We start from the raw sequence: 16,006 nt of genomic DNA, 5'->3' as shown, positions 1-16,006 counted from the left end.
CCCCGTCACACGATTTTCTTGCGGTCGCGCCAGGCGGTCAGCGCCGTCGCGATGATGATGATCAGGCCGACGACGACGCGCTGCCAGGTCGTATCCACCTTCATGATGATCAGGCTGTTCTTGACCATCACCAGCATGAAGACCCCGAGCAGGGTGCCGGCGACGCTGCCCCGGCCGCCGAAGATCGATGCGCCGCCGAGGACGACGGCGGCGATGACATCGAGTTCGAGGCCGCCGAAATCGCGGGGATTTGCCTGCCAGATCATTGCGCTCTGCAAGAGCCCGGCAAAACCGGCCAGCGCACCGGCGAAGCAATAGACGAAAAGCAGCGTCTTGCGCGTGTCGAAGCCTACCCGCTTGGCGGCCTCCGGCGCGCCGCCATAGGCGAAGATGCTGCGTCCGATCATGGTGTAGCGCAGGAAGAGATGGGTGACGAGCGCGAGGCCGGCATAGACAAGGATCATTGCGGTCAGGCCGAAATTCGTGCCTGTCGCCGATACGGAATTCATCAGATTGGTCTTGCCGAACGCGATGAGCTGCGGCGGCATCTTGTCGATATTGACGATGCTGGTGCCGACGAGCCCGAGCAGGAGACCGCGCACCACGCTGCCGGTGCCGAGCGTGACGATGAGCGGTATCATGCGGAAAGTATGGATGAAGAAGGCGTTCATCGCCCCGAGGACGAGGCCGATGACCGTCGCCGCGAGGAACGGCAGGGCGACGCCTTCATAGCCGTAATAGACCATGATCTTCACCGTCAGATACATGGCGGCGGCGGCGAAGGCGGTGAAGGAAACGTCGATGCCGCCCGATATCATGACGACGAGAACGCCGAGGGCCATGATGCCGATGATAACATTGCTCCGCAGCAGGCCGAAGAGATTGTCGAGGGACCAGAAAGCGGGATTGATCAGCCCGATGAGTATCATCGCCGCGATGAGGATGACGGCAATGATGAACTCTGATCGACGGAATATGGTCATTTCAAAGCCTTCAAACGATCGTTCAATTCGTCTTCGCTGAGTCCATCGCCGGCAACCTCGCCGACGAATGCGCCGCGGTGCATGACGATGACGCGATTGCAATTCTGCACAAGCTCGGGAACGTCGTCGGAAATCATCAGCACGGCGAGGCCGTCCTGGCTGGCGAGTTCCCTGATCTTGCGGTGGATCTGCGCCTTCGAGCCCACATCGACGCCGACGGTCGGGCCATTGAGGATCAGCAGGCGGGCGCCGGTCAGCAGCCAGCGCGCCAGCACCACGCGCTGGGCATTGCCGCCCGACAGATGGTTCACCGGCGTGTGCGGCCCGGGCGCGGCGATCTGCATGGCGTCGAACATGCCGGAGGTGGCGGCATCGGCGCGCTTGCGGTCGATGAAGAGCCCGCGCACGAACTTGTCGAACGACGTCGCCAGCATGTTCCTTTCGATGGACTGCGTCAGGAACAGCCCTTCGCTGAGCCGGTCCTCCGGCACATAGGCAAGCCCGGCGGCAACGGCCTCCTGCACCGATCGCGGGTGGACCGGCTGGCCGTCGATCTCGACCTTGCCGGTGAAGGAGGGGTTCATGCCGAACAGCGCCAGCGCCAGTTCGGTGCGCCCCGAGCCGATGAGGCCGGAAAGGCCGACGATTTCGCCGGGCTGCAGCGAGAGGTCGATGTCCTGCAGCACGCCCGGTATCGACAGTTTGTCGATCTTCAGGCGCGGTGGCTCGTCGCCGCGTTTCTCCCATGTATAAGTCTGATCGGTGAGGTCGTGGCCGGTCATGGCGCGGGTGATCGCCGCCTCGTTGAATTCGCCGATCGGCCCTTCGGCGACCTTCCTGCCATTGCGGAAGACCGTGAGCCGCTCGCTGATCTCCAGCATTTCGCGCATCTTGTGGCTGACGAACAGCACGGCGATGCCCTGGGACTGGATGTCCCGCACGATGCGGAACAGCGCGTCCACCTCCGGCCGCGTCAGCGCCGTCGTCGGTTCGTCCATGATGATGAGGCGGGCATCGGCCATCATCGCGCGGGCGATGGCGACGATCTGCTTGCCCGATGTCGGCAGGCTTTCGACCTCGGCGTCGAGGTCCATCGTGACGCCGAGGCGCGCCAGCGCCTTCGTCGCCAGCTCGCGCACCCTCGACCAGTCCACGGTCTTGCGGCCTTCGAGCAGCAAAGTATTCAATGCGAGGTTTTCGGCCACCGTCAAATTGCCGAACAGGGAAAAATCCTGATAGATGACCTGGATGCCCTGCTGAACCGACTGGGCCGGCGTGAAATTGCCCAGCGGCTTGCCATCGATCAGGATTTCACCTTCCGTCGGCGTATAGACGCCTGACATGATCTTGATGATCGTCGATTTTCCGGAGCCGTTTTCGCCTGCAAGGCAATGGATCTCACCGGGCTTCAGGGCAAGCGAGACATTGTCGAGCGCGACCAGCCCGCCGAAGCGCTTGACGATATTCCTCAGTTCCAGAAGATATTCGCTCATGATTTTCCTTTCATCTCCCCCGCGTCCTTACCCACACGCTGGCGAGCGGCGGACGGGGCTGCATGCGGCCCGGCAAGCCCCGCGACAAACGCGCGGGGCAACCGGCCAGAGGGAAATGACCAATCCTGTCAGAAGTTGTAGTCGCCCATGTTTTCGGTGGTGACGCCTACCCAGCCCGCACCATAGAGCAGGTTGGGCTTGGATGCGTCGGGCGCGGCAAGGTTCTCATAGCCGGGAAGGCCGAGATTGAGGCCAGCCTTGATGAGGTCCGTCTTCTTTTCGAGGGCCATGATCGCCAGTTCGTTCATGGCATAGCCGGCAACGGCCGGATCCCAGAACTGGATGTACTGGATGTCGCCGCTCTTCAGATATTCGCCGGCCACGGAAACAAGCCCCGTGCCCGCAAAGAATACCTTGCCCTTCAGGCCGCCTTCGGAGATCAGGCGTCCGGCACCGGCCGAAGTCGGCATCGGCGCGCCGAGAATGCCGGTGACGTCCGGATAGGTCGTCATCGCTTCCTTCAGCTTCGTATAATCCTGGTTGGCGTCGTCATAGGTCTCGAGACGTTCGGTCGCGAGGGCCATGTCGGGATAGTTCTTCTTCTGGAATTCGATGGCGCCGTCGATCCAGTCCATCTGCGACTTCGACGTGAGGCTGCCGACGGTGGCGAGATATTTGCCCTTGCCGCCCATGGATTTCGCCAGGACTTCCATCAGCTTGGCGCCATAGGCCTTGTTGTCGAAGGCTTCGAGGACATAATCGGCATTGACGATGTTGGACGCCTCATGCGCGATCACGACGATGCCGCGCTCGCGCGCCTTCTTCAGCACGGGCTCCACGGCCTCGACCGAGAAGGGAACGATGCAGATCGCGTCGACGCCCTGCGCAATGAGGTTTTCTACGATCTGGACCTGTGCCGCGGCGTCAGCCGAGCTTGGTCCGACCATCCAGACGTCGGCTCCGGTTTCCGACTTGAACTGCTCGACGCCGGCACGCATGCGGTCGAACCAGGCGATACCGTCCACCTTGACCACGGTGGCGATCGAATAGGTCTTGCCGTCGGCAGCGGTTACATATTCCTTGTTGACCTTGGACGTGTCGACCGGCCCTTCGGCCAGCGCCGGTACGATCAACGCAAGCGACATTGCCAATGATGCTAGAAGTCTTTTCACGACTCTTCCTCCCTTGATATTTTCCACGGGCAGCACTGCCGCCCTCTCCCGTCCGCCCGCCCGTCATTCCTCCGCAGGGTTGCCCGGGCCTGGCCGTTCATCCATGATTTGATGCGATGAAACGTTTCATCATCACACTTAAACCACCATCCTTGTCAATATCTTTGTTTCCGCCCCTGTGCAAATGTTCAAGGTTGCCTGCCCTGACAAGCGTCTCGGTTACTGCCGGTCAGCGGGCTTGAGATCGCCAATGAGTGTCGGGATCAGTTCCGACACGGTGGGATGGATCGGCACCGCCCATTGCAGGGTGGAAATATCCGCATCGGCATTCATCATGTCGAGAATGCCATGTATCGCCTCGTCACCGCCGGTACCGAGAATGGCGGCGCCGAGAATCCGGCGCGTCTGCGCATCGGCTATTACGCGCATGAAGCCTTGCGTCTCGTCCTTTTCGACGGCGCGGCCGACGCGCGACATCGGCCGCGTCGAGACGAGCAGGGGCCGGCCCGACTTGCGCGCTTCGTTCTCGCTCATGCCGACGCGCCCGAGCGGCGGATCGATATAGAGCGCGTAGCCCATGATCCTGTCGCTGAGCCTGCGGTCACCGCCATCCAGAAGATTGGCGGCGACGATCTCATAATCATTATAGGAGGTGTGGGTGAATGCCCCGCGCCCGTTGCAATCGCCGAGCGCCCATATGCCGGGCACATTCGTCGCCAGCCTGTCATCGACCTTGATGTAGCCGCGCGCATCGGTCTCGACGCCCGCCTTGTCCAGGCCGAGATCGTCGGTATTGGGCCGCCGACCGACCGCCATCAGCACATGCGTGCCCACGACATTGCTTGTCTCGTCGCAATCGAGGCCGACTTCGATGCCATTGTCCGCCTTCCTGAAGGAGATACATTCGGCGTTCAGCACGCATCGGATGCCCTCCTTCTCCAGGATCTGCCTGATGGCTTCCGATATGTCCTCATCCTCGCGCGAGATGAGCCGTGGCCCCTTCTCGACGATGGTGACCTCGGCGCCGAACCGGCGGTACATCTGGGCGAATTCCAGTCCGATATAGCTGCCGCCGATGATAACGAGATGTTCGGGCAAGTGGTCGAGCTCCAATATGCCGCGATTGGTCAGATAGTCGATCTGGTCGATGCCGGGCATGTCGGGGATATTGGCACGGCCGCCGGCATTGATGAATATGTTCGGCGCGCCGTAGCGCTCGCCGTCGATTTCGATCTCGTTCGGGCCGGCGAAGCGCGCATGCCCCTCGACGACGGTGCAGCGTTCCATGCCCTTCAGCCAGTTCTCGACGCCGCTGCGGGCGTTCTGCGTGACCGTGGCCGCCCTCTCCCTGATCCGCGCCATGTCGATCCGGATCGGGCTGTCGATGGTGACGCCGAAATCGCTTCCTCGTCGCGCCAGATGCGCCGCATAGGCGCTTGCAACCAAAGCCTTGGTCGGCATACATCCGGTGTTGACGCAGGTTCCGCCGAAAAGCTTGCGCTCTACAAGAAGCACGGTCTTGCCGGCGGCGGTGAGGCGTCCGGCAAGCGAGGGCCCTGCCTGGCCGGCGCCGATGATGATCGCATCGAAGGTCTTCATGGCTCACCAATCCCAAATGCCGGAAACAACGTCATGAAATCATCTCATCCTGCCGCTGGACCGGATCAGGCCGAATGTCAAATTCGTTCCACTAGGAACGCCGCAGCCGTCGACGCGAAGAATGCCGGACTTCGGCTTCGTCGAGCCGCTTCAACAGGTCGCGCAACATGTCGGGGATGTTCCTGTCGGATTGCGATGGGCGCGCGGTTTCGGCAACGTTGCGGAACTCTGCCCGCGTAATCTGTTTCCGGACCAGCTTTGCCGATGGCGGCATGTTTACAGGCTTTGCGGCCATTGCCATTCCAATCACTCTCGTTCCTTCCGCAGTCGCTGCGGCTTGTCCATGGTAACCCGACTGGAGTCGATTTGTTTCAACCTCATTGCGAATATGGTGAACAAATCCTGAATTTTTCCTGCTTGCGGAACCAGCTGGGCAGCGCGGCGTTTCCTCCTCACAAGCTGAAGGAACCCGCCAATGTTGATACGTGTCGGCTATGAGATAGCAATCCGGTGCAACGAGCCAACGCCCATGACGACCTATCTCACCCTGGAACCGGCACGGAAGGAACACGTACAATGCGAACGTGGTCCCCTTGCCGCGCCGCAGGTGCCGCTGGAGACGTTCACCGATCTCTTCGGCAATCATTGCCTGCGCCTGCTGGCACCGGCCGGGAACCTGTCGCTCAAATATGATGCGGTGCTCGAGGATAATGGATTGCCGGATCCCGTCGACAAGGATGCCGAGGAGGTGTCCGTCGACAGATTGCCGACCGAATGCCTCGCCTTCCTCTCGGCAAGCCGCTACTGCGAGACGGATGAGCTCAGCAATCTCGCCTGGAGCCTGTTCGGCAATGTGAGTCCCGGCTGGACGCGGGTGCAGACGATCTGCGATTATGTCAACCAGCGCCTCACCTTCAGCTATGGCTTTGCCCGGGCAACGCGAACCGCGGCGCAGGCGCATGAGGAGCGCGTCGGCGTATGCCGCGATTTCGCCCATCTCGCCGTCGCGTTCTGCCGCTGCATGAATATTCCGGCGCGATACGTCAATGGCTATATGGGCGATATCGGCGTGCCACCGGATCCCGCGCCGATGGATTTCAATGCCTGGTTCGAAGTCTTCCTCGGCGGCAAATGGCATACTTTCGACGCGCGCCACAATCAGCGCCGGATCGGACGCATCGTGGTCGCCAGGGGCCGCGACGCAGCCGACATCCCGCTGATCTACACCTTTGGCCCGCATGAGCTGACCAACTTCAAGGTGTGGACCTTCGAGGAGAACGACCCGACTTTCGCCAGCAAGCACTTCGAGAAGGTGTCGCTGGTGACGCCGTGGTTCAGCCAGCGCTGGTCGAGGCTTTCGCGCCATATCCGCCACGCATCGGAAGCGGAGCCCACGCTGTAGGGCGGCAGCGGCACAGGCTGCCGCTTTCGAAATTGCCATGCCACATTTGAGGCATTATCGTTGTGCCCTGGACTCACATTGACGGCAAGGGGCGTCTGCGATGCCTTTCGACAATCCATTGAAATCGACATATACCCAGGAAGACTGGGACATCATGCAGGCAGCCTATGACAAGGCGGCAAAAACGCTCGTGGTGCAGTCGAGCTCCAGCGAAGACGCCAAAATCATTGCGGAAACAGTGATGGCGGCGTTCAATCGCGGCAATCGCAGCGTGAACTCGCTTGCGGCGCTGGCCGTCATCACGGCCATCAACTCACATCCCATCAATACGGGGCCCATCAATACGGGCCAGGATCTCGACTGACTTCGAGCCAGGGTGTGGAAAACGCCCTAGCGTAGCGCCGCCGTGATTTCCCTGGTCGGGAAGCAGGTGGGCTGCTGCCCGTTCTTTTCCTGCCATTCACCGATCGAGCGACGGGTCTTGAATCCCGGAAAGCCATCCGCTCCACCGGCATCATAGCCCTGTTTCTCCAGCGCCCTCTGCATTGCGGCAATATCCGACCGGTAGAGACCGCCGACATCGCCCCAGTCCGCCGAAAATCCCGACGAGCCATGCGCGATGCGGTCGGCCATATGGCCGATGAACAGCGCATAGAGGTCGCTCATATTATATTCCTTGAGCACGTAGAAATTCTTGGTGACGATGAAGGCCGGGCCATGCCTGCCCGCCGGCATCAACAGGAACCCCTCGCGCTTCGTCTCGCTGGCAGGAAAGGCCTTGCCGCCGACACGGGATATGCCGAGCTTCGCCCATGCGGCAAAGCTCTTGCCGCGATCAGGACCTTCGAGGGCGCAACTGACCGTCTCAGGCACCGTCACCTCGTAGCCCCATTCGCGCCCTTGCTGCCAGCCGAACTGCTGCAGATAATGGGCGATGGAGCCCAGCGTATCCGGAACGGAGTTCCAGATGTCGCGCTTGCCGTCGCCGTCGAAATCGACCGCATGCTGCAAATAGGAGCTGGGCATGAACTGAGGCTGCCCGAGGGCGCCGGCCCAGGAACTCTTCATGCCCCCCGCATCCATATAGCCCTTCTCGGCGATTTCCAGCGCCGCCAGCAATTCCTTGCGGAACATGTCCTTGCGGGATGCGAGAAACGCCTTGGTGCCAAGCACGGTGAAGGCGTTGTTCGGTATCTTTACGCTGCCAAAGCCGCTTTCCCGGCCCCATATGGCGAGGATTATCTCGCCCGGGACTCCATATTTTGCCTCAACGGCACGCAATACGCGGCCGAATTGCCTGGCGCGCGCCGCGCCACCGGAAGTGACAGCCGCCACGGTCTTGGCGTTGAAGTATTTACCCGGCGATCCGAACTCCGATTGCGACTGCTTCTTCGGCGTTTTCGGCTTCTCGCCCGGCATGACGAGGTCCGGCAGGTCGAGATTGAGCGCCGCGCCAGCGAAAGCGCTATCGAATGTCGTTCTGGATATGCCCCTTTCGCGTGCCTCGGGCCACAGATCATCGGCCAGCCATGCGCGATACTGTCGCTCGACATCCGCCTTGGAGGCCGCAAGCGCCTGCCCCGGAAGAAGGAGCGCGAGGAAACCGACGATCATTGCCGAGAGCAGTCCGGATCGATGAGTCACTGGCGCCGTTCCTTATAGCGATGTGCGGGCACGCAGGGCCGCAGTCAGCGTTCCCTCGTCCAGATAGTCGAGTTCTCCTCCCACGGGGACGCCATGGGCGAGACGCGTGATCCTTATCTCGAAGCTGGAGAGCTGGTCGGTGATGTAATGGGCGGTCGTCTGGCCCTCGACGGTGGCATTCACCGCGAGGATCACCTCCTTGACCTCGCCATCGGCGACACGGCTGACAAGCGCCGCGATGTTCAGATCGTCCGGCCCGATCCCGTCGAGCGGTGAAAGCCGGCCGCCGAGCACATGGTAGCGCACATTCATCGACCCAGCCCGCTCCAATGCCCAAAGGTCGGACACGTCTTCGACGACGATCAGCGTCGCGCGGTCACGGCGCGGATCGGTGCAGATCATGCAGGGATCGGACGTATCGACATTGCCGCAATGGCTGCAGATGCGCACCTTCTCCGCGGCATCCTGCATCGCGGCGCCGAGCGGCACCAGCAGCGCCTCTTTCTTCTTGATCAGATGCAATGCCGCCCGCCGCGCCGAACGCGGGCCGAGCCCCGGCACCTTGGCGAGCAATTGGATCAGACGTTCGATTTCAGGGCCGGCGATTCGTTTCGACATGAGCACGGTTTAGACCAAATTGCGATCTTAGGAAATCGCCGAGCCGCCGGGCCTCAACCCAGCAATTCGCAAGCCAGGCTCTGCAATCGCTGATTGGTTGCACGGATCGGCGAAGTCGTTAGGGGTATTGCCAGCGTTCGACGCAGAGCTTGAGGGCAGAAGCAACAGCACTGAGCCAGCCAGTGTATTGGGGAAGACGGGCTTTCCCAACTGCGGCATCAGCCTTGCCCTCAACTTGGAGGCAAACTATGCGGAGAATTCCGTTTAGTGTGGCCCTTGTTGTGAAAAGAACCCGGACTGGCTGGGAAGTCACTATCCGGGTTCAATTCTAAACGAGGAACGGAGGCGGGCGAAAGCTCGCCTCCACTCCAAGCCAAATCTAACTCATCCGATCCCGGATTCCAATAGTACTCTGGTTGTAACTTCAGTGTGCCAGACGAGGCTCCGCAGGGGCGGGAGGCAGGCAGCGCGCCGGGGGAACTGATGGCGCAATTGCGCCATCAGCATCGCCTTGACGACCTATGTGGAGACTGTTCAGTCTGGCCGTTGTGTTGAAAGGAACGCCGACGGGCTGGACATTGTCTATCCGGGTTCAATTCCAACAAGGAACGGAGGCGGATTTGCCCCACTCCAAGTCGAACCTAGCCTACGCCGCCTTCAGATTAAATTATACTCTCGTCGTAGGCCGCCACTCAGAACGGCAGCTTGAAACCCGGCGGGATCGGCAGGCCAGCGGTCAATGCCTGCGTCTTTTCAGCCATGACGGCTTCAACCTTGGCCTTCGCCTCATTGTGCGCGGCGATGATGAGATCCTCGATGACTTCGATGTCGTCTTCCTTGAACAGCGAAGGATCGATGGTGAGGCCGGTCAAGGCGCCCTTGCCGGAAAGCTTCACCGTGACGAGCCCGCCACCGGCCTGTCCCTCGGCTTCCAGCGCGGCGATTTCCTCCTGCATGGAGGCCATCTTGGCCTGCATTTCCTTGGCCTGTTTCATCATGCCCATGATGTCACGCATGAATGTAACTCCTTTTAATCGTCATCTTCGATGGGGTCCAAAGCGCCGTCGCCCGCTGCCGCGTCCGACACGCCCTCCAGCCCCTCGGCATCGGCCTGCGTCGCGATGCGAACATCTATGATCTTCGCCCCGGGAAACCTGGCCAGTATGGCGGCAACATCCGGGTCGGCGCGGGCATCGTTCAACATCGTGTTGCGCTTTGCCGTCTCGGTCTCGTGGACGGTGGGATCGCCCTCCTCCCGCGACAGCGACACCATCCAGCGTGTCCCCGTCCACTCGGTCAGTCTCTGCGACAGGTCGGCCAGCAGCGATTTCGGCGCATTCGACGTCAGGTTGATTTCGAGCCGCCCGGGATGAATGCTGACCAGCCGCACGCAGTTCTTGACCATGATCTTGAACTGCATGTCGCGATGCTTGTCCGCGAGATCGATGATGTCGCCAATGGTTGCCACCGGAACGGCGGGAGCCTCCGCAGGCTGTTGCACGAAAGCCGGCGCCTGCTCGCCATCGGGTTCGACCAGGCGCATCACGGCGCCGGTACCGGTGCCCTGCGCCGTGGCGCGACCCGGCGCGCCGGTGGTGGCTGCCGTGGCCGCCGTCCGCTGATAGGCCATCGGCGCACCGCCATTCGGCCTGCCAGGCTCCGATCGGGGGGAATGGGAAGCGCCGGCGCCTTCGTCCTCCAGCGACTTCAATGCCTCGTCCAATGTCGGCAGATCCGAGGCATGGGCGATGCGGATCAGCAGCATTTCCGCGGCCTGGACGGGACGGCTAGAGCTTTCCACTTCGCCGATGCCCTTCAGCAGCATCTGCCAGGTACGCGAAAGCACGCGGATGGACAACTTGTCGGCGAAATCCCGGCCGCGAAGGCGTTCGTCCTGCGAGAGGGAAATGTCGTCCGCGACATCGGGCGTGAAGCGGATGCGGGTCACCAGATGGTTGAAATCGGCAAGGTCGTTCAGCACGACCGCAGGATCGGCTCCGACATCATATTGCGCGCGGAACTCCCGCAGCGCCGATGCTATGTCGCCGCGCATCAGCATCTCGAACAGGTCGATGATCCGCGCCCGATCTGCGAGGCCGAGCATGGAACGGACAGTATCGGCATCGACGCTGCCGGCGCCGTGGGAGATCGCCTGGTCGAAGATCGAAAGGGAATCGCGCACGGAGCCCTCTCCGGCCCGCGCTATCATGCCGAGGGAGGCATCGTCGACGGTGATCGATTCGAGTTCGGCGATCTTGCGCAGGTGCTCGGTAAGCGTCGCGGTATCGATCCGGCGCAGGTCGAAGCGCTGGCAGCGCGACAGGACGGTGATGGGCACCTTGCGGATTTCAGTCGTCGCGAAGATGAATTTCACATGGGGCGGCGGCTCCTCGAGCGTCTTCAACAGGCCGTTGAAGGCCTGATTGGACAGCATGTGAACCTCGTCGATGATATAGACCTTGTAGCGCGCCGACACAGGGCGGTAGCGCACCTGCTCGATGATCTCGCGGATGTCGTCGATGCCGGTATGCGACGCCGCGTCCATCTCGATCACGTCGACGTGCCGGCCTTCCATGATCGCCTGGCAATGCTCGCCGAGGACTGAAAGATCGATGGTTGGCCGGTCAATCTCGGCGCTTCTGTAATTGAGGGCGCGACCGAGGATGCGCGCAGTCGTCGTCTTGCCGACACCGCGCACGCCGGTCAGCATCCAGGCCTGGGCTATACGCCCGGTCTCGAACGCATTTGTCAGGGTCCTGACCATCGGCTCCTGGCCGATGAGATCGTTGAAATTCTGCGGCCGGTATTTGCGGGCGAGTACGCGATAGGCGCTATCGGGCGATTTTGTTTCCATCGCGTCTTGTCCATGCTCCTGCATTGCTTTTCCGGCGTTTCAATGTGACCGCCATACACCACAGCGTCAATGGCGCCGAGAGCTTTGACACAGGCTTGGTGCGAAAGAAAAGGTGGGAGGCTGGCACGGCGACCCGTGCCTGGCTCGTTGGGGCTGCTTCCTTCCGGACCTGACCCGGTTGGCGAGTGGCTCGTCCGCCACCAACCTCCCAGCGTTCATATCGGCAATCTGCCCGCAAAAAGCAAGCACATGGCAAAAAAAACTGCTATCTAACCCACATCATGACTTTCGTGCTCGATACCAAACTTGCAAACGATACATTCCGCGTCACGCGCCTCGGCCTTTGCGACCTGCGCCTGATGAACGACCGGCGCTGGCCCTGGCTCATCCTGGTTCCGCAGCGGCCGGATGTCAGCGAAATCCACGATCTCACGCCGCTGGACCAGACCATGCTCACCTTCGAGGCCGGGCTGGCGGCGCAGGCCCTGAAACGGGTGACGAACTGCGAGAAGCTGAACACCGGCGCACTCGGCAATATCGTTCGCCAGTTGCACGTTCACGTCATCGCCCGCAATTCCGGCGATGCCGGCTGGCCTGGCCCAGTCTGGGGCTTTGGAACGCGCGTGCCCTATGGCGAAGCCGAAGCACAAGATCTCATAAAATCCATTGGCGAAGCTCTTTGATCCTGGCCAATTCTGCTGGAGTGATTTCCCATGCCTTTTCGTCTTTTCTCAGCACCGGAGACGGAGCCGAGCCAATTTGTCGGTTTCGCCGGAAACAGGATCGACCGGCATTCCGAAAAGCGGAGCGATGATGCCGTAACCATCGCCCTTGCCAATCCGAAAGCCTGCATGCTGCTCATCGGCGACGGGCGTATCCTGATCGACAGCGATCGCGGCAGCGCCTTCTTCCCGCTCGAAGCGGCTGCAAATTTCCGTCCCGTCATCGCCAAGGCCGTCTATCTCGGCCTGCAGGACGGCATGCCCGTGCTCGCAGCGCCGAGCGGCATCGATGTTGAGCAACTGCCGCAGACGGTGGCGGCAACCGACTATCGTTCCGCCTATACGCAAGGGCTCATTCCGGCGGACCAGCTCGGCGCCATGGCACAGGGCGTCTCGCTCCTGACCTGGCACGAGAATCATCGCTATTGCGGGCGCTGCGGCCATGAGACCGTGTCACGCGATGGCGGCTATCGCCGCACCTGCCCCAATTGCGACGCGCAGCTCTTTCCGCGCACGGATCCCGTTGCCATCATGCTGATCGTCCGGGAGGACCGGTGTCTTCTGGCGCGCGGCCCGCATTTCGGCGCCGGGATGTATTCCTGCCTTGCCGGTTTCATCGAGCCCGGCGAAACGATCGAGAATGCGGTGCGCCGCGAAACCCGCGAGGAAACGAACCTCGCTGTCGGGCGCGTCGTCTATCACGCCAGCCAGCCCTGGCCCTTTCCCTATTCGCTGATGATCGGCTGCCATGCCGAGGCGCTTTCGGACGACTACATCCTCGACAAGTCGGAGCTCGAAGACGGCCGCTGGTTCGACAGGCAGGAGGTCGTGCAAATGCTGGAGCGCACCCATCCCGATGGGCTGATGACCCCGCCGACCGGCGCAATCGCGGCGCATCTCATCCGCGACTGGACCGAAAGCGGCCTCGGCTAGTCGGCAGCGACCTGCGATGCGCGAAACGTCGTGTCGGCCGGATAGACGCCGAGGATGCGCACTTCCTCCGAGAAGAACTCCAGTTCTTCAAGCGCGCGCGCGACATTCTTGTCGTCGGGATGGCCTTCGATATCGGCGTAGAACTGCGTGGCGGTGAACTTGCCGTCGATCTGGTAGCTTTCGAGCTTGGTCATGTTGACCATATTCGTCGCGAAGCCGCCCATCGCCTTGTAGAGCGCGGCCGGGACGTTGCGGACGCGGAAGACGAAGGTCGTCATCATGAGCGCGTCCGAGGCGCGCGGAGCCCAGCGCTTGGTCTTGTTGAGAACGACGAACCGGGTCACATTGTTCTCCGTGTCCTCCACATCCTCTTCGAGCACATCGAGCCCATAGAGGCTGGCCGCCAGCCGTGGCGCGAGCGCCGCCATCGTCCGGTCCTTCACGTCGGCGACGAGCCGCGCGGCGCCGGCCGTATCGCCGGCGATGACCGGCTTCCAGCCGTTCTTCCTGATATATTTGCGGCATTGGCCCAGCGCATGGATATGGCTATGGACGCTGACGATCTCTTCCCGCGCCACGCCCGGCAGGACCATCAGCTGGAAATGGATCGGCAGGAAATATTCGCCGACGATGTGCAGGCGCGATTCGGGCAGGAGATGGTGGATGTCGGCGACCCGGCCGGCGATCGTGTTCTCGATGGGTATCATGGCGAGATCCGCCGCGCCGCTTTCAACCGCGTTGAAGGCGTCCTCGAAACTCGGGCAAGGCAGCGGCTCCATGTCCGGGAACATGTTGCGGCAGGCGGTGTCGGAATTGGCGCCTGGCTCGCCCTGGAACGAAATGCGGTTGGTCCTGGTCATTATATGATGCCTTGCGATGCGCGGAGTAGCTGTCTTGCCCGTTCGAGATCCTCGGGCGTATCCACGCCGAGCGGCACGGAATCGACGATCTCGACATCTATGCGCATGCCAGCCTCCAATGCGCGCAATTGCTCGAGACGCTCGCGCTTTTCGAGAGGCGACGGGCCAAGGCCGACGAAGCGTTCGAGCGCCTGCCGACGATAGGCATAAAGCCCGATGTGATGGTAGAGTGGCCCTTCGCCCCATGGCGCGGTTGCCCGGGTGAAATAGAGCGCGCGCAGCCTCGATTCGGATTGGGGCGAACCGACGATCTTGACGACGTTCGGATTGGTCTTCTCGTCGTCGCGGCTGATTTCGACGCCGAGCGTCGCAATATCGGCCGGTCCATCCTCAAGCGGCCGCAGCGCCCGCTTTATCGTTGCGGGATCGATGGTCGGCAAATCGCCCTGAACATTGATGATGGCATCGAAGCTCTTGTCGGGATCGAGCGCGCACAGCGCCTCGTAGATCCGGTCCGAGCCTGATTCGTGATCATTGCGGGTCATGACCGCTTCGAGGCCGCGGGCGGTCACCGCGGCGCGGATGTCCTCGCTGTCGGTCGCGACGACCGTGCGGCCGAGGCCCGTCGCCATGGCGCGCTCGGCCACATGGACGATCATCGGCTTGCCTTCTATATCGGCAAGAGGCTTGTTCGGAAGCCGGGTGGAGGCCATTCGGGCCGGGATAAGATTCAGAATTTTCATTGTCCTGCGTCGCCTTACGGTGTCAAAAAGTCTCAGGCAGAACCGCCCTTATATGTGTTGCAAACGCCAAGCAAAAGACCTAGTTTCCGCGCGATCACGAGGGGTTTCTGTCATAAATGCAGCGGTTTGCATTGATCAGATATTGAAGCCTTCCGCAAGAGGAGCAATGGTCGACGATGGAATCGAGCGCGTTCAACAAATATGCCATGGCCTTTCTGGCAACCGTATTCGTTGTCATGTCAGCGGGCATTATGTCGGATTTCATTTTCGATACGCACGCCCCCGAAAAGCCGGGATTCATCATAGAGGCGCCTGAAGGCGGCGAGGAAGCAGCCGGCGGTGCAGCGGCCCCGGCGGAAGCAGTGCCGATCGCCACCCTGCTGGCCTCGGCCGATCCGGCCCGCGGCGAAGCGGTATTCAAGCGTTGCGCTGCATGCCACACCGCAGACAAGGGCGGCGCCAACAAGGTCGGCCCGAATCTCTGGGACATCGTGGAACGGCCGATCGCGACGCATGAGGGCTTCAGCTATTCCGGAGCCATAAAGGAATTCTCGAAGGGCGGCCAGGAAACCTGGACCTTTGACCATCTCAATCACTTCCTTACCTCGCCGAAGGGCTACATCAAGGGCACTGCCATGGGCTTTGCCGGCGACAAGAAGGACAATGAGCGCGCGGACCTCATCGCCTATCTGCGCACACTGTCCGACAGCCCGAAGCCGCTTCCGGCCGCAGAGGCAGCCCCGGCAGGCGACAAGCCCGCCGAAGGTGGTGCAGCAGCTCCCGCCGGTGAACAGCCGGCAGAGGGCGGCGCGGCGCCAGCAGCTCCGGCGGCACCCGCACAATAGGCTTCCGCCACAGACCATCGGAAAAGCCGGGCGAAATGCCCGGCTTTTTTTTATCAACTCAACGTGTTTTTTCGTTCAAGGTCTATTCTCAGCCTCATTTTCTCTTAGACTGAAGCCCAGTCAAAATGGAGATGAGAC

Annotated in this window: 16 protein-coding genes and 1 other RNA gene; 5 read left to right on the top strand and 12 right to left on the bottom strand. The window is 61.5% G+C overall.

The features are described from left to right. Positions 1–5: 5 nt before the first annotated feature. From OSJ75_RS17505 to OSJ75_RS17485, 5 genes are all read right to left on the bottom strand, one after another. Positions 6–983, bottom strand: coding sequence for an ABC transporter permease (locus OSJ75_RS17505; protein ID WP_267228911.1), 978 nt, complete (start codon positions 981–983; stop codon positions 6–8). Then, the gene (locus OSJ75_RS17500; RefSeq protein ID WP_267228910.1) at positions 980–2,476 is read right to left on the bottom strand and encodes a sugar ABC transporter ATP-binding protein; all 1,497 of its coding nucleotides are present in this window, start codon (positions 2,474–2,476) and stop codon (positions 980–982) included. Before OSJ75_RS17500 ends, OSJ75_RS17505 begins: the two co-directional genes overlap by 4 nt. A 128-nt stretch (positions 2,477–2,604) precedes the next feature. Further along, positions 2,605–3,648: an autoinducer 2 ABC transporter substrate-binding protein gene (locus tag OSJ75_RS17495; RefSeq protein WP_250019139.1), complete on the bottom strand. Its 1,044-nt coding sequence runs from the start codon at positions 3,646–3,648 to the stop codon at positions 2,605–2,607. Positions 3,649–3,867: 219 nt separating this feature from the next. Then, positions 3,868–5,247 (bottom strand): FAD-containing oxidoreductase, encoded by a 1,380-nt coding sequence (locus OSJ75_RS17490; protein ID WP_267228909.1) that lies wholly within the window; start codon positions 5,245–5,247, stop codon positions 3,868–3,870. A 91-nt stretch (positions 5,248–5,338) separates the two neighbouring features. Further along, complete coding sequence (locus OSJ75_RS17485; protein WP_250019141.1) at positions 5,339–5,542, bottom strand: hypothetical protein; 204 nt, start codon at positions 5,540–5,542, stop codon at positions 5,339–5,341. A gap of 180 nt (positions 5,543–5,722) precedes the next feature. Between OSJ75_RS17485 and OSJ75_RS17480 the strand changes: the two genes are divergently transcribed. Both OSJ75_RS17480 and OSJ75_RS17475 read left to right on the top strand, forming a co-directional pair. Further along, positions 5,723–6,649, top strand: a complete 927-nt coding sequence (locus OSJ75_RS17480) for a transglutaminase-like domain-containing protein (protein ID WP_250019142.1) — start codon at positions 5,723–5,725, stop codon at positions 6,647–6,649. A gap of 100 nt (positions 6,650–6,749) precedes the next feature. Beyond that, positions 6,750–7,013: a hypothetical protein gene (locus OSJ75_RS17475; protein WP_267228908.1), complete on the top strand. Its 264-nt coding sequence runs from the start codon at positions 6,750–6,752 to the stop codon at positions 7,011–7,013. Between the two features lie 26 nt (positions 7,014–7,039). Here OSJ75_RS17475 and OSJ75_RS17470 read toward each other — a convergent pair whose 3' ends face one another. From OSJ75_RS17470 to ffs, 5 genes are all read right to left on the bottom strand, one after another. Continuing rightward, positions 7,040–8,263 (bottom strand): lytic murein transglycosylase, encoded by a 1,224-nt coding sequence (locus OSJ75_RS17470; RefSeq protein WP_323748405.1) that lies wholly within the window; start codon positions 8,261–8,263, stop codon positions 7,040–7,042. A gap of 42 nt (positions 8,264–8,305) precedes the next feature. Continuing rightward, positions 8,306–8,911, bottom strand: a complete 606-nt coding sequence (gene recR, locus OSJ75_RS17465) for a recombination mediator RecR (protein WP_267228907.1) — start codon at positions 8,909–8,911, stop codon at positions 8,306–8,308. Between the two features lie 692 nt (positions 8,912–9,603). Next, positions 9,604–9,927 carry a YbaB/EbfC family nucleoid-associated protein gene (locus OSJ75_RS17460; protein ID WP_250019145.1) on the bottom strand — a complete coding sequence of 108 codons (324 nt, stop codon included), beginning with the start codon at positions 9,925–9,927 and terminating at the stop codon, positions 9,604–9,606. Positions 9,928–9,941: 14 nt separating this feature from the next. After that, positions 9,942–11,789, bottom strand: a complete 1,848-nt coding sequence (locus OSJ75_RS17455; protein ID WP_267228906.1) for a DNA polymerase III subunit gamma/tau — start codon at positions 11,787–11,789, stop codon at positions 9,942–9,944. 88 nt (positions 11,790–11,877) lie between these two features. After that, positions 11,878–11,974, bottom strand: an RNA gene (ffs, locus tag OSJ75_RS17450) — signal recognition particle sRNA small type. 69 nt (positions 11,975–12,043) lie between these two features. Between ffs and OSJ75_RS17445 the strand changes: the two genes are divergently transcribed. After that, positions 12,044–12,448: an HIT domain-containing protein gene (locus OSJ75_RS17445; RefSeq protein ID WP_250019235.1), complete on the top strand. Its 405-nt coding sequence runs from the start codon at positions 12,044–12,046 to the stop codon at positions 12,446–12,448. A gap of 30 nt (positions 12,449–12,478) precedes the next feature. Further along, positions 12,479–13,420, top strand: a complete 942-nt coding sequence (nudC, locus tag OSJ75_RS17440; RefSeq protein ID WP_267228905.1) for an NAD(+) diphosphatase — start codon at positions 12,479–12,481, stop codon at positions 13,418–13,420. Here the strand turns inward: nudC and OSJ75_RS17435 are convergent. Together OSJ75_RS17435 and OSJ75_RS17430 are read right to left on the bottom strand one after the other, a co-directional pair. Then, positions 13,417–14,280, bottom strand: coding sequence for a prephenate dehydratase (locus OSJ75_RS17435; protein WP_250019148.1), 864 nt, complete (start codon positions 14,278–14,280; stop codon positions 13,417–13,419). The genes nudC and OSJ75_RS17435 overlap by 4 nt on opposite strands. Continuing rightward, positions 14,280–15,023, bottom strand: a complete 744-nt coding sequence (locus OSJ75_RS17430; protein WP_267228904.1) for a 3-deoxy-manno-octulosonate cytidylyltransferase — start codon at positions 15,021–15,023, stop codon at positions 14,280–14,282. The genes OSJ75_RS17435 and OSJ75_RS17430 overlap by 1 nt, the downstream gene beginning before the upstream one ends. 176 nt (positions 15,024–15,199) lie before the next feature. Here OSJ75_RS17430 and OSJ75_RS17425 point away from each other — a divergent pair, with 176 nt between their 5' ends. Continuing rightward, a complete protein-coding gene (locus OSJ75_RS17425; RefSeq protein ID WP_250019150.1) occupies positions 15,200–15,868 on the top strand; it encodes a c-type cytochrome in 669 nt (222 codons plus the stop codon). Positions 15,869–16,006 lie beyond the last annotated feature (138 nt).

It is taken from the genome of Phyllobacterium sp. 0TCS1.6A (assembly GCF_026420825.1).
In the GTDB taxonomy this organism is placed as follows: domain Bacteria; phylum Pseudomonadota; class Alphaproteobacteria; order Rhizobiales; family Rhizobiaceae; genus Phyllobacterium.
The sequence above is the reverse complement of the archived record's forward strand: the minus strand, read 5'-3'. Positions and strand labels throughout refer to the sequence as shown.

What these genes read in the sequence shown, in the direction of transcription:
- nudC (WP_267228905.1), top strand. Translation starts at nt 12,479, where the DNA reads ATGCCTTTTCGTCTTTTCTCAGCACCGGAGACGGAGCCGAGCCAATTT.
- OSJ75_RS17425 (WP_250019150.1), top strand. Translation starts at nt 15,200, where the DNA reads ATGGAATCGAGCGCGTTCAACAAATATGCCATGGCCTTTCTGGCAACC.
- recR (WP_267228907.1), bottom strand. Translation starts at nt 8,911, where the DNA reads ATGTCGAAACGAATCGCCGGCCCTGAAATCGAACGTCTGATCCAATTG.
- OSJ75_RS17485 (WP_250019141.1), bottom strand. Translation starts at nt 5,542, where the DNA reads ATGGCCGCAAAGCCTGTAAACATGCCGCCATCGGCAAAGCTGGTCCGG.
- OSJ75_RS17435 (WP_250019148.1), bottom strand. Translation starts at nt 14,280, where the DNA reads ATGACCAGGACCAACCGCATTTCGTTCCAGGGCGAGCCAGGCGCCAAT.
- OSJ75_RS17505 (WP_267228911.1), bottom strand. Translation starts at nt 983, where the DNA reads ATGACCATATTCCGTCGATCAGAGTTCATCATTGCCGTCATCCTCATC.
- OSJ75_RS17475 (WP_267228908.1), top strand. Translation starts at nt 6,750, where the DNA reads ATGCCTTTCGACAATCCATTGAAATCGACATATACCCAGGAAGACTGG.
- OSJ75_RS17490 (WP_267228909.1), bottom strand. Translation starts at nt 5,247, where the DNA reads ATGAAGACCTTCGATGCGATCATCATCGGCGCCGGCCAGGCAGGGCCC.
- OSJ75_RS17455 (WP_267228906.1), bottom strand. Translation starts at nt 11,789, where the DNA reads ATGCAGGAGCATGGACAAGACGCGATGGAAACAAAATCGCCCGATAGC.
- OSJ75_RS17470 (WP_323748405.1), bottom strand. Translation starts at nt 8,263, where the DNA reads ATGATCGTCGGTTTCCTCGCGCTCCTTCTTCCGGGGCAGGCGCTTGCG.
- OSJ75_RS17430 (WP_267228904.1), bottom strand. Translation starts at nt 15,023, where the DNA reads ATGAAAATTCTGAATCTTATCCCGGCCCGAATGGCCTCCACCCGGCTT.
- OSJ75_RS17460 (WP_250019145.1), bottom strand. Translation starts at nt 9,927, where the DNA reads ATGCGTGACATCATGGGCATGATGAAACAGGCCAAGGAAATGCAGGCC.
- OSJ75_RS17480 (WP_250019142.1), top strand. Translation starts at nt 5,723, where the DNA reads ATGTTGATACGTGTCGGCTATGAGATAGCAATCCGGTGCAACGAGCCA.
- OSJ75_RS17500 (WP_267228910.1), bottom strand. Translation starts at nt 2,476, where the DNA reads ATGAGCGAATATCTTCTGGAACTGAGGAATATCGTCAAGCGCTTCGGC.